This window comes from Streptomyces sp. NPDC043870, from assembly GCF_056435785.1.
The window spans coordinates 420751-433303 of the sequence record NZ_JBWKDT010000001.1; the positions used below are offsets into that span (position 1 = coordinate 420751).

Genomic DNA, 12553 nt, shown 5'->3' on the forward strand with positions numbered 1-12553 from the left:
ACGCTCCTCACCCCAATGAGTGCCAGAGCCACGCACCCATGACTAGCCCGTCCGATCCTCAGAAGCGTTCGACCTTTTCGCCGTCCGGGACCTTGTAGCAACCGGACACCAGGTTCAGGCTCAGCCTCGGCGGGTCATCCTTGGCCATTTTGATGACCCTGACGCTGGCCTTCTTCTCGTCGTTGTCGGCGGTCAGGTTGATGTTTCTGTTCTTGCTGGTATCCGGTCCGTATTCGACGATCTCCCACCCGTGCTTGGGCAGTTCTCTCTTGAGCCGCTCCATCGCCTCGCCGAGGTCGCTCGCCGAGGCAGGGGTGAAGCTCCACGGATGGAAGATGCGGAAGTATGTCTTTGTGTCCTTGCCTGAGCAGTCCATCACTCCCGGAAGGCTGTCTGACGCCTTTCCCTTCACGCCGATCAGGTCGTAGATACCGCTGGAGACATTTTTCATCGTGTCGGCGGCGTCTCCCGAAGTGCTCGTGCCCGCGAACGGGACGCCATCGCTCTTGTCGTCAGTCATTCCACATCCGGTCAGGACAGTGAGTACAAGGGGTACCGCGAGCACGGAGGCACGCGTTCTGGTCGTCACGTCTGAGCTCTCCTACTTCGAACGCATTACTTCTTCACTCGTCAATGGGTTGGGCGGCGGCTCCAGGCGCACGTTATCGCCCTTCCCCACTACCACCAGGGCCTGATTCAGCAGACTTGTCGACCCCTCATCCCAGTAGCCGCTGTGGCCTTCGGTGTCCGTGGTCATCTGGTTGGCGCCGAATTTCTCATCGCTGGGAATTCTGAAGCTGTCCCCGCCGTGTCCATAGCGGCCGAGATCCGGGACCACGTCCCCCTTGGCTTCCTCGTTCCACACATGGCCCTTGGGGACATCCATCTCATCGGCACCCGACACCTTGACGCCGGGGCTGCCCGCGAAGATGACGTCATCGGCGTTGAGGTCCCCTGTCTGGGCCGCCGCGCCGACCAGGGTCGTCCCGTACGAATGGCCGATCACGGTACGGTGCGGTGCCGTATCGCCGGTGTGCGACGTTTCCAGACCGTCCAAGAACCGGTTGAGCGCCGGTGCGCCGTCGTACGCGTAGTGCTCGAACGGGGCGTCCTTGGGTACGGAATCAGGCGCGTCGTATCCGAGCCAGGTGATGGTGGAGACGGACTTACCACCGGCATTGTCGTCGGCCGATCTCCACACACTGACCGAGCGGTTGATGTCGCCCTCGATCTTTCCGAGCTCCGCTGTCGTACCCGGCACGTAGACCGACTGGTGATCCGCGGTGTCCGGGTTTCCGTTGGCGAGGATCGCGCGGCCGTCGCCCTCGGTGCTGAAGCCCAGCAGATACGCCTCGGGTAGTCCTTCCTTGCCGGTCTGGTCGAAGCGGTTCTGGATCGCGTCCATGCCGTCGATGGACTTGTGGGCGCTCTTCCGTGCTTCTTCCCATTCCTTCCACGCCACGCTGTCGACCTTGACCCCCTTCATGATGGTGCCGGTCATGGGGTTGATGTAGTCCGTGTACCGCGTGGGCTCCGGATGCTTCTTGAGCCAGGTCTCGTATTCGACCTGCGCGGCACCTCGGGCCTCGGCGAGCACCATCCGGTTCGCGTCGTCGCGTACGGCGGAGGGAAGGCCGTCGAGCGCTCCGATGCTCGCGGGGTGCATGGAGACGTAGGCGTCGCGCTGCTCCTGGGAGAGACCGTTCCACCAGTTGGCGTTGTCCTGGGGCAAGTTGTTCTTGGGCGGTGGCTTGATCGTGTCGAGGTAGGCATCGGCCGCGTCGCGCACGCCCCCCGTGTCCGACGTGACGTCCGTCCAGTCCCGGGCGGACACTGTCAGGTCGTCATCGGCCTTGAGGGCTTGTATTTTCGGCGCCCACTTCGTGTCCGCGTCCGTGCCTTCCTTGAGCGCGTCGGCGATCCGGTTCGCGTACCCCATCGCCTTGCCGTAGTTCGGGTTCGGGTGGATGTTCGCCGCCTGGCGCTCCAGGGCATCGGAAGTCGGGCTGCCTCCGGCACTCCCCGTCACCGTGCCGCCATCAGCGACCTTCTCGTCGCCGGGCTTCTGACCCGCCGGAAACGTGACCGAGCCGTCCCCGTTCACCGTGCAGCCGTCCGCCTGGGCGTCCCCGATCGCCGCGTCCAGCTTCCGCTTGGCGGCCGCCATGTCGTAGGCGAACCCGTTGAGGGCCGTGCTGATCACGCCGCATTCGGCCTGGATGTAATGGAAGTTCTTCGCCAGGGCTTGAAGCTGCTTCTGTGCCGCCTCCGCTGCCTCACCCTCCAACGTCTTGCGCATGCCTGCGGCCACGGTGTTCTCGACGCGCTCCTTGGCTGCCTGGGCCACGTTGCCCATGGAGAGGTACCCGTCGGCGGCGTCCTCGTACTCGGAGGGCTTGAAGGCCTTGAGGGTGGCATAGTCCATCCCGCCGTCACCGGCCCTTCGCCTGGCCGCCGACGGCGTCCGTGTCCGCGTACTTGAGGTTCAGCTTGCCCATCTCGCCCTTGACCGCCTCATCGGACGTCAACAGGTCGCGGCCCACCTGCTGCAGGATGCTCTGGAGTGAGCCGCACCGCTCGCTGACGCTTTCGGCGTACTTCTTCCAGGAGTCGTACACGTCCTTCTGCGCGGCCGCGCTCAGACAACCCGTGGTTGCGCCGAGCCCTGCCTGGCCGTCCTCCAGTTTGGTCAGCCCGGCGCCGATGCTCTGGCGAAGGGAGCCCACCCCTTCGCCGGCCGTGGCCCACGCCTTCTTGCTGGACTTCAGGCCGCCTGTCACGGCGCTGGGCCCGGAGCTGGGCTCAACCGGAACCTGGTTGAGCCGCATCGCAACGGACTGCCGATCGGTCACATCGGCTTTTATCTGTTCCCACTCGTCCCACGCCATGCGTAGCCCCCGTTCACCCCTGCGGATCACACCAGCCAAGAACACTACATCGCACCAGCAACACACAGCCCATGAGTACCTGTACGTATGCGAATGAGCACCTGCCCCGGGACTGACACGAAAATGATTCCCTGATCGGGTGGGTCAGGCTGTGATCGGTTCGAAGCGGATGGTCAGTCCAAGGCTGTTGGCTTCCTTGATCATGCGGCGCATGGCGCGTTCGGGATCGCGGCGAGTGAAGTGGTCGGCTCCGACGAAGTCCCTGATTTTGACGGCCAGTTGAGTCATCTCGGGGCAGGCGACGGTGAGCCGTGCCAGGAGGTTGTGATGTTCGGTCTTGAGGTTGTCGGCCGGCGGGCGCGTTCGAGCAGACCCACGCCCTGGTCCAGCAGGCCGTGGACCTGGTGCCGGCGTTGAAGGGTGGTCTGGGCGCGAGGCCCCTCGTAAAGCGGCGAGTCCAGTACGGCGGCCCAGCAGCTGCTGTGCGCGGAGCCGCCAGATCACAAAGACGACATTGCGCGCAACGGGCCGTGGGGCAGGTGGATTGGCCGAAACTCAATGAGATCACTCCCCCAATTGCTGAGCGCGGTATCGGATTGCAGTCCCGAGGCAGACACCGCGGCACATCATCGGTTCTTCCACGTCTGTGCCGCCGCGTGGGCACAGTGGGGAGCTACATGGGGAGCCAAAGGCGGCGACAGGAGGTGGCTCCCCATGGAGGACCACGGACGATCGCGCCCCGAACCCCGTGGTCACGCGTGCGCTCTCCGCACCGTTCCTGAGCCCCCTCTTACCCCACCCTTAAAGCGAGCATAAGGATCGCCATCACCCCGTCCCAGCAGGCGATTTCGCGGTTTCGAGGGACTAGCTTGCTGATCGCCGGGGCGGGGTTCGAGCGTCGGTGCCGCTGATGGTTTCGGGGGGCTGTGCCGCCGCAGCGGACCCCGCGCCCCGGATCCCCCCTCCCCCCATACGCCGCTGTTGAAGGAGATCGTCATCATGACCGCTCGCCGTAGGGCCGCCGCCGTCGCCGTGCTCGGGGTCGCGCCGCTCGCGTTGACCGGGCTGGCCGCATCCCCGGCCGCCGCGCACGGGTCGATGACGGATCCGGTCAGCCGGGTGTCCGCCTGTTACGCCGAGGGGCCGGAGAGCCCGCAGTCGGCGGCGTGCAAGGCGGCGGTCGCGGCCAGTGGGCCTCAGGCGTTCTACGACTGGAACGAGGTCAACATCGCCAATGCGGCGGGCAACCACAAGCAGCTGATTCCGGACGGCAAACTGTGCAGTGCGGGCCGGGACAAGTACAAGGGACTGGATCTGCCGCGTGCGGACTGGCCGTCGTCGAAGCTCGCTGCCGGGAACCACACGTTCCGTTACAAGGGCACTGCCCCGCACAAGGGCTCCTTCGAGCTGTACATCACGAAGGAGGGGTACGACCCGTCGAAGCCGCTGAAGTGGTCGGACCTGGAGGCGCAGCCGTTCGCGAAGGTCACCGACCCGAAGCTGGTGAACGGGGAGTACGTCTTCGACGGCATCGTGCCGGGCAGGTCCGGGCGGCACCTGATCTACTCGATCTGGCAGCGGTCCGACTCCCCCGAGGCGTTCTACACCTGCTCGGACGTGGTCTTCGGCCAGGACAACGGTGGTTCCGCGCCCGGTGGCGCGCCGGCGCCGACCGCGTCCGCGCCCTCCGAGGAGCAGATCGAGGACGGCACGGACAAGTCCACGGTCGACCACGGCGGTCACGGCGGGGACGACCACTCCGAGCAGCCGTCGACGGCTCCGGAGACCACGGCCGCCCCGCAGGCGGAGACCACGGAGGCCGCGGACACCGCCAACGCCCCGGCTCCCAACAGTGCCGTTGAGAACCTTGCCGAGACCGGCGGCGACAGCAACACCCCGTACCTCGCCGTCGGCGGCGCCGCCGTCCTCGCGCTCGGTGCCGCGGTCATGTTCGCCACGGCCCGCCGCAAGGCCACCCCGGCCGGCGGTCGTCACAGCCGCTGACGCGGGCGGCACGGCGGTCATGAGCTCATGCCCGGCTCGCTTCACTGTGTGCCGGGCATGAGCTCCACGCGAATGCCGTCTCCCTCGTTGATGATGTACGTCGTGCCTGTCTTCCGGTTCCAGCCCACCGGCAGCAGGTAGTACCTCCCCCCGCGCTCGATCAGTCGCCGCAGCCCGGTGTAGCGGTATCGCAAGTGGGCGTCCTTGCCGAGGTCTTCGACGCGGATGCCGGGGCCGGCCAGGCTGAGGCGATCCGCGCTGAGGACGACGACGGCGGTGCGGTGGATGACGTTCCGGCCGGTCTGGCGGGCGTCGGCCACTCCGATCTGGTTGGCCGCGAGGCTGACCGCCCACAGGACGAGCGCACCGCTCACGGCCATCGCCACCGCCCTGCGCACCGGACTGGTGCCCTGGCTGTCCTCCTGTTCCCGGTGCGCCGCGCGTCGGTGCACCAGGATGACGCTCACGGCCAGCGCGAGCGCGGCCGCCCAGGCGAATCGCTGGAGCCGCCCGAGGACGAACACAAGGATTCCCGCGGGCAGCAGGACCACGTAGGAGTGCGTCACCGCGAGGGCCGCGTAGCGCAGGAGCGCGGCGGGCCCCGGAGGCAGTCGCAGCCGCGTCGGGGAAGGCGGACGAAGAAGGATCAGTGTGGTCAGGGTGACGACGACGACCACGGGTTCGCTCACCAGGTTCAGTGCCTGGATGGCCAGTTCGGAGAATCCGATGCCCAGGTTGAACGCGTCGACCCGGAAGTAGTCGTAGTACGCGGTGAGATAGACCGCGCCGAGGTAGAACATGACCGCGGCCAGGAGCGATGCCTCCGCCGCCAGGGTCCCGAGCATCCCGGGAGCGGCCCCCTGCGCGGGCTCGGCCGCCTCGGGCGGCCGGGCGGGCGGTCCCGGCACGGCACGGCCTGCCGGATCCGTCCGGCGCGTGGCCCTGCCGCGGATCCCGGGGCCGCGGACCAGGCGAGGGGGCCCATCGCCCCGGCCGGGAAGAAGGACGGGGCGCGGACGGCGGCCGGTCACCGGCCGCCCGCGGCGTCCGGGACCATTGTGTCCGCACTCTCGGACAGGCACGGCGTCGGCGTCGGGGAGTCGCCGGGCGGCGAGGACGGCTCGTCCGGACCGGGTGAGCTGCTCGGATCGTCGTCCGACGGGGAGGGCGAAGGCGGTTCGGCCGAATCGGAGGGGTCGGGCGACTCCTCGGGAGGCGGACACGTCGGAGTGCCGCCGGTACCGCCGTCGGTGGTTCCGCCTTGGTCACCCCCCTCACTGCCTCCGCCGGGGTCGATCCCCGTGCCGGGGGCGGGCGGCCGGCCCGCGTCGGTGGGCGGCGGAGCGGGGGGCGGTACCGGGTCACCGCCGTAGGCGTCACGGCCCCCGGCGGCATCGCCTGTGCCGTCGGAACCCGTGCCGTCGGAGCCCGTGCCGCTGCCCGCGCCGGACGTACGGTCGTCCGTCGTCCCCTCGCCGCGGTGCGGCGGTGCAGCACCGGTCGGTGCCGTGGACGGCGCCGCGGTGCGCGAGGGTTGCGCACTCGGCAGGGACTCACGCCGGTGGTTCTGCTCCTGTGCGCAACCGGACATCAGGAGCATGGCTGCCACTGCCGCCAGGGCGTGAAAGGACTTCCTCGAAAGCACCATCAATCGCCTCCCCCGTTACATGCATGGTAGAGCCAACGGGCGCGGCGCACCCGTTGCCGGCAAGCCAACTTGGCTTACCGGCAACGGGAGTTGGTGCCGGAGTGATGTGGAAGGGATTTACTCGAAGACGGACGCGCAGGTCGTCGGCTTCGCGTGCGCCGGGTCCAGCGCGTTGGCCACCTCGTGGAACGCGATCCGGTCGAGCAGGCCGATCGCCACGTGCTCCGAGAGGTCAAGGGCGCACAGATCCTGGAGCGTTACGTTGCGGACGTCCGGTCCGTCGAGGAACCCGGAGCGGTACGGGGTGACGACCTCGTCGTACTTCGTGGCGATGACGGTGTAGCGGACGCCCGGGACCGTGTCCCCGCCTGCGTTGAGCTTGGTCAGGAACGCGGAGCCCGTCATCTGGTCGGCGAGACCCGGGGTCTTCGAACTGAGCAGGTCCGCCGCGCCCGGGAAGTACTTGAGCAGGCCGGTGAGCCCGTTGAGCGTGGTGCCGTGGTTGTCGGGCGCCAGGCCGATGAGGGCGTTCACCTTGTCCGCACCGCCCAGGAACTTGAGGTAGTGGCGCGGCATCAGGCCGCCCTGGGAGTGGCCGACCAGATCGGCCTCGGCGGCTCCGGTCGCGGCGAGGACCTTGTCGACGTACGCGTCGAGCTGCTCGGCCGACTTCTCGATGGGGCCGAGGCCGTAGAAGAGCGGTACGCCGGGCAGCTGGCCGTAGTCGAGCGAGAAGACGCAGTAGCCGCGCTTGACGAGGTACGGCGCGAGGGCGAGCCAGTTGTCCACGGAGTTCCCGAGGGTGCCGTGGACGAGGACGACGGGGCGGGGGTGGGCAGCGGACGGCTTGCACGAGTAGTTGTTCCATCCGCTGCTGGGCTCGGCGGCGGTGGCGGTGGCGGTGGCGGCCGGAGCGAGTCCGATCGCCACCGCCAGCAGGACGGCGGTCAGCGGTCTGAGGGCACGCTTCAAGGACAGCATCGTGCGTTCTCCTTGCGGCTCAAGGGAATTGCGAGGCTGATGTGGGGATGTGGGGATTCACCCTGCGGCCCGGACCACAAGAAGAGGGCTGTGCTCATGTCAACGTACGCGCGAGTAACTAAGAGTGGGAAGTTACGCGTCGGTAAAAACTGAAAGAACCGGCAAGATCCGTGTCCGTTCGGTTACTCACAGACACAGCATCGGGTCGGCAAGACCCTGGAAGGCCCATGGAAGGCCCGTGGAAGGCTCACGAGGGCCCAGGCAGGCCCATGGAAGACTCCCCCCCCGGCTCCCCCCGGCGGAGTGTGCGCGGCGCTACGCGGCGAGCGAGCCAGGAATGACCGCCCGCGGGCCGTACTTGGCGCGAGCCCGGTCGGCCACCGCCTCCAGGCGGCGGGCCTTCTCGTCGGCCGGGTCGAAGGTGAGCTGATGCGCGGCCCGCTCGGCGGGGATCAGTCCTTCGGCGCGGAGCGCGAGGGCGCGCACCCGGGCGCGCTGCAGGCCGAGCGCGTCGAGGAGCCGGTACGCGGCGCCGGTGAGCGCCGCGGAGTGTGCGGTCGGCTCGGTCAGGACGCGCGACGTGGTGGTCGTGGTGCGGTCGGCGTAGCGCACGGTGAGCGTCAGCGAGCGGCACACCTGGCCGTCGCCGCGCATCCGGGCGCCCAGTTCCTCGGCGAGCGAGAGCAGGGCACGGCGGTGCCGGTCGCGGTCCAGTTCATCGCGGGGGAAGGTGCGTTCGGCCGCGACGGAGCGCGCGGCGGCGTTCGGGACGACCTGGGTGCGGTCGATGCCGTGGGCCTTCTCGTACACCTCGCGCCCGGCGCGCGCGCCGAGGATCCGCTGCAGTACGGCGAGGGGTGCGGCGGCGACCCGGTCGACGGTGTCGAGCCCGTATCCGCAGAGGGCGCGGGCCGTCGCGGGCCCTACGCCGTGCAGCGCGGCGACCGGCCGCCCGGCGAGGAACTCCGCCGCGTCGCCCACGACCAGGGTCGTGCCGGGCCCGGCGTCCCGCGCCGCCATCCTGGCCAGCAGCGGGTTCGGGCCGGCGCCGATCACACAGTCGGCCCCGTACAGGGCGAGCGCCCGTACCCGTATCACGGCGGCGAGCCCGGCGGCGTCCCGCCCGAAGTACCGCAGCGCGCCCCGCACATCGGCGAGCGCCCCGTCGGGCCCCACCGCCTCCACCACCGGGGTGAACGCCCCGAGCAGCCCGAGCAGCCCCGCGTACGCGGCCGCGTCCGGCGCCGACCCGTCCGCCCCGCGGAACCGCAGGTACAGAACCGATGCCTCTGTCGTCATCCCGCGCTCCCCGGACTCTGGTGCCACAACTTCCTCACCGCCGCGGTTCCTTCACCCGCGGGCCGGAGATCCGCCCAGGCGTTCATCTCGTAGCCGGTGGGCATGCGGATGCTGCGGCCGGCGGCCGGAGCGGTACCGGCGGCCGGAGCGGTACCGGTGGCCGGGTCGGTGGACGCGTCCGCCGCGGCCAGCCGCTGGGCCACCGCGTCCAGACCGCCCGTACGCCGGACCTCGATCAGGTCCGCGAGGTTCCACGCGGCGGAGCCGACCACGCTGAGGCTGCGGGGGCCGCGGCGCTGGACGACGCCGCGGACCAGCAGCAGCCAGGAGTGGAAGACGGTGTGGGCGCACGCTTCGTGGCTGTCGTCGAAGAAGGCCAGGTCGACCAGGCCCGTACCGTCGTCCAGGGTGGTGAAGATGACCCGGCGGCCGGAGCGGATCGGCGGGGTCTGGGTGGCGGCCTTGGCTCCCGCGACCAGCACCGTCGCCCCGTGCTCGACATCGCGCAGGCGCTTCGCGGGGATCGCGCCGAGTTCGTCGAGGAAGCCATGGTGGTCCGCCATCAGATGGCGGGACGCGTCCATGCCGAGGACGCCCAGTTCGGCGCTGAGCCGCTCGGCCTCGCTGAGGTCGGGCAGCCCGACGGACGCGGTCCTGCGGCCGCCTCCCAGGGGCAGTTGGCCACCGTGGGAGGCCAGGCCGCGCTGCGTACGGTGCAGTTCGGCGATGTGCAGCTGCAGATCGCGCCGGTTGGCGCCGAACGCGTCCAGTGCGCCGACCTGCGCGAGCCGTTCCGCGACCGGCCGCCCGGGGCGGGCCCGCTCCCAGAAGTCCAGCAGCGAGGAGTAGGGCTGTCCGGCCTCGATCCGTGCCGCCTCCGCCTCACTGATGCCGTGGACGTCGGAGAACGCCAGCCGTAGACCCCACACCCCCTTCTCCCCCTTCTTCCCCTCCTCTCCGGACACCAGTTCGATACGGTGAGCGACCGCAGACCGGTTCACATCCAGCGGCAGCACCGGCACCCCCCGCCGCCGCGCGTCCGCAAGCAGCAGCCGCTTCGGATACATCCCGGGGTCGTGCGTGAGCAGCCCGGCGTAGAAGGCCGCGGGGTGGTGGGCCTTCAGCCACGCCGACTGGTACGTCGGTACGGCGAAGGCGACCGCGTGTGCCTTGCAGAAGCCGTACGAGCCGAACGCCTCGATGATCTCCCAGGCCCGCGCGATCACTTCGGCCGCATATCCCTTCCGCTCCGCCTGCCGCGCGAACCACGCCTTGATCTCCCCCTGCGACTCCGGATGGGAGAGCCCGCGCCGGACCCGGTCGGCCTCGTCCCGGCCACAGCCGGTCATGATGTTCACCATCTCGATGATCTGCTCGTGGAAGACCACCACTCCGTAGGTCTCTCCCAGAGGTCCGGCCAGGTCGGGGTGCGGGAAGCGGACCGGCGCCCGTCCGTGCCGGGCCGCGATGAACGGCCGCACCATGTCCGCGGCGACGGGCCCCGGCCGGAACAGCGAGATGTCGACGACCAGATCGTGGAAGGTCGCGGGCTGCAGCCTGCCGACGAGATCGCGCTGGCCCGGCGACTCGATCTGGAAGCAGCCCAGCGTCTCGGCCGAGCGGATCAGCCGATACGTCTCCGGGTCGCCCGGCGCCACCTGCTTCGGGTCGTCCAGGTCGAGCCGGTGGCCCGTCGCCCGTTCGATCTCGGCGACGGCGTGCGCCATCGCGGACTGCATCCGTACGCCCAGCACATCGAGCTTGAGCAGCCCGAGGTCCTCGACGTCGTCCTTGTCGAACTGCGACATGGGGAAGGGGGAACCTCCCACGCCCGGAGGGCTGTGGGGGACTTCACCGCTGGTCGGCATCACCGGCGTACGCCGCAGCAGCGAGGAGTCCGAGATGAGCACCCCGCACGGGTGCATGGCGACGCCGCGCGGCAGCGCGTCCAGTCCTTCGACCAGCTCCCAGAGCCTGCCGTACCGGCCCCCGTCAGGCAGGTACTCCCGGGCCACCTCGCGCAGTTCGGGCAGCTCCTCCATCGCCGCGCGGGCATCGCGGGCCCGGATGTGCGGGAACGCCTTGGCGAGCCGGTCGATCTCGGCCGGGTCCATGCTCAGCGCGGCGCCCACGTCCCGGATGGCGTGCCGCACCCGGTAGGTCTCGGGCATGGCGACGGCCGCGACCCGCTCCTCGCCGAAGCGGTCGATGATCGCGCGGTACACCTCCAGCCGGCGCGCGGACTCGACGTCGATGTCGATGTCGGGCAGCGCGAACCGGCGCTTGGACAGGAAGCGCTCCATCAGCAGATGCTGATCGACCGGGTCGGCGTGCGCGATGCCGAGGAGGTGGTTCACCAGGGATCCGGCGCCGGAGCCGCGCGCGGCGACCCGGATGCCCATGCGGCGGATGTCGTCGACGACCTGAGCAACCGTCAGGAAGTAGGTGGTGTTGCCGTGGTAGGCGATGATGTCCAGCTCGGAGTGCATCCGCTCCCAGTACTCGCGCGCTTTCGGCATCCGGTCGTAACCGCGCAGCACCATCCCGGCGGCGGCGCGGGAGGCGAGGACGCGCTGCGCGGTGCGCCGGCCGGCGCCGACGAGATGCGGCTCCGGGTAGTAGGCGTACCCCATGCCCAGGTCACCCTCGGGGTCGACGAGACACTCGGCGGCGGTCTCCTCGGTGACGGCGAGCAGCCGGTGCGCCGCGTCGCGCCGCCATCCGGCGGCCTCGGCGATCAGCTCGGCCGCGCGAACCATGTCGTCCGCACCCTTGAGCCAGCGCTCACCGCTGTCGAGTCCCCTGGCCGGGTCGACCGGGACGAGCCGGCGGGCCGCGTCGAGGACGTCCGCGACCGGGCCCTGGCCGGGGTCGGCGTACCGTACGGCGTTGCTCAGCACGGCCCGTACGCCCTGCTCGGCGGCGAAACCGGCGGTGCGGGCGGCGAGCCGCAGCGAGCCGGGGCCCGTGCCCGCCAGACCGTGGTGCACGGCTTCGAGGCGCAGCGCGTCGCCGTACCGCTCCCGCCAGGGCGCGAGCAGCCGGGCGGCCAGGTCGGGGCGGCCGGCGGCCAGCGCCCGGCCCACCTCGGAGGCCGGCCCGAGCAGCACGGTGAGTCCGGCGGGGCCGCTCAGGGTGGGCCAGTCGACGGAGGGCCGGCCGTCGGCGGTGTGGGCGGCGGTGATCAGCCGGCAGAGCTCTGCCCAGCCGGCGGCACCGTCGCGGGCGAGGAAGGTGACCCGGGGTGCGGACTCGTCGATGAAGGCTCCGCCCTTGGCGGGTGTGCGCCGTCGCGCGGCGGCCGTGGGCGCGTGCTCCCGTACGGCGAGCTCGGCGCCGAACAGCGGGCGCACTCCCTCCTTGACGCAGGCCTTGGCGAAGCGGACCGCGCCCGCGAGGGTGTCGCGGTCGGTCAGGGCGAGGGCGCCCATGCCCCGTTCCGCGGCGCGCTCGACCAGCCGTTCCGGATGCGAGGCCCCGTACCGCACGGAGTATCCGGACGCGGTGTGCAGATGCGTGAAACCGGGCACCCGCACCTCCTGGATCAATCCGTTCTCACCTCCCCACCTCCACCATAGACCAAGTTTCGAACATTCGTACGATCCCCGTGGGGCTGGGCGGGTTATCCGTCGTTCGACCCCGCCCCACCTGCGCACATACCTGGTCCGTGCTGGGTGCGCTGCCGGGCGGTGTGACGCGCTGCGGGGCCTCGGACAGGCCCCAGGTCGCGCGG

Annotated in this window: 10 protein-coding genes; 1 reads left to right on the forward strand and 9 read right to left on the reverse strand. The window is 70.1% G+C overall.

The genetic code is table 11. The features are described from left to right. Positions 1–58 precede the first annotated feature (58 nt). The 4 genes from AC0699_RS01950 to AC0699_RS01965 form a co-directional block, all read right to left on the reverse strand. Positions 59–520, reverse strand: coding sequence for a hypothetical protein (locus AC0699_RS01950; RefSeq protein ID WP_478654433.1), 462 nt, complete (start codon positions 518–520; stop codon positions 59–61). Positions 521–601: 81 nt separating this feature from the next. After that, positions 602–2425 carry an alpha/beta hydrolase gene (locus AC0699_RS01955; RefSeq protein ID WP_478654436.1) on the reverse strand — a complete coding sequence of 608 codons (1824 nt, stop codon included), beginning with the start codon at positions 2423–2425 and terminating at the stop codon, positions 602–604. 7 nt (positions 2426–2432) lie between these two features. Continuing rightward, complete coding sequence (locus AC0699_RS01960; RefSeq protein ID WP_478654438.1) at positions 2433–2888, reverse strand: hypothetical protein; 456 nt, start codon at positions 2886–2888, stop codon at positions 2433–2435. 144 nt (positions 2889–3032) lie between these two features. Then, the gene (locus AC0699_RS01965) at positions 3033–3176 is read right to left on the reverse strand and encodes a hypothetical protein (RefSeq protein WP_478654441.1); all 144 of its coding nucleotides are present in this window, start codon (positions 3174–3176) and stop codon (positions 3033–3035) included. A 711-nt stretch (positions 3177–3887) separates the two neighbouring features. On the opposite strand from AC0699_RS01965, the gene AC0699_RS01970 reads away from it, so the two are divergent. Beyond that, complete coding sequence (locus AC0699_RS01970; RefSeq protein WP_478654444.1) at positions 3888–4892, forward strand: lytic polysaccharide monooxygenase auxiliary activity family 9 protein; 1005 nt, start codon at positions 3888–3890, stop codon at positions 4890–4892. Positions 4893–4933: 41 nt separating this feature from the next. On the opposite strand, the gene AC0699_RS01975 is transcribed toward AC0699_RS01970, so the two are convergent. The 5 genes from AC0699_RS01975 to AC0699_RS01995 all read right to left on the reverse strand — a co-directional run bounded on the left by AC0699_RS01975 (position 4934) and on the right by AC0699_RS01995 (position 12368). Beyond that, on the reverse strand, positions 4934–5800 hold the full coding sequence (locus tag AC0699_RS01975) for a hypothetical protein (protein WP_478654447.1): 867 nt from the start codon (positions 5798–5800) through the stop codon (positions 4934–4936). Between the two features lie 119 nt (positions 5801–5919). Beyond that, positions 5920–6540 (reverse strand): hypothetical protein, encoded by a 621-nt coding sequence (locus AC0699_RS01980; protein WP_478654450.1) that lies wholly within the window; start codon positions 6538–6540, stop codon positions 5920–5922. Between the two features lie 117 nt (positions 6541–6657). Next, the gene (locus AC0699_RS01985; RefSeq protein WP_478654452.1) at positions 6658–7521 is read right to left on the reverse strand and encodes an esterase/lipase family protein; all 864 of its coding nucleotides are present in this window, start codon (positions 7519–7521) and stop codon (positions 6658–6660) included. A gap of 315 nt (positions 7522–7836) precedes the next feature. Next, a complete protein-coding gene (locus AC0699_RS01990) occupies positions 7837–8820 on the reverse strand; it encodes a DNA polymerase Y family protein (RefSeq protein WP_478654455.1) in 984 nt (327 codons plus the stop codon). After that, entirely contained in the window at positions 8817–12368 is a 3552-nt protein-coding gene (locus AC0699_RS01995; RefSeq protein WP_478654457.1) for a DNA polymerase III subunit alpha, read from the reverse strand. The genes AC0699_RS01990 and AC0699_RS01995 overlap by 4 nt, the downstream gene beginning before the upstream one ends. Positions 12369–12553: the final 185 nt, after the last annotated feature.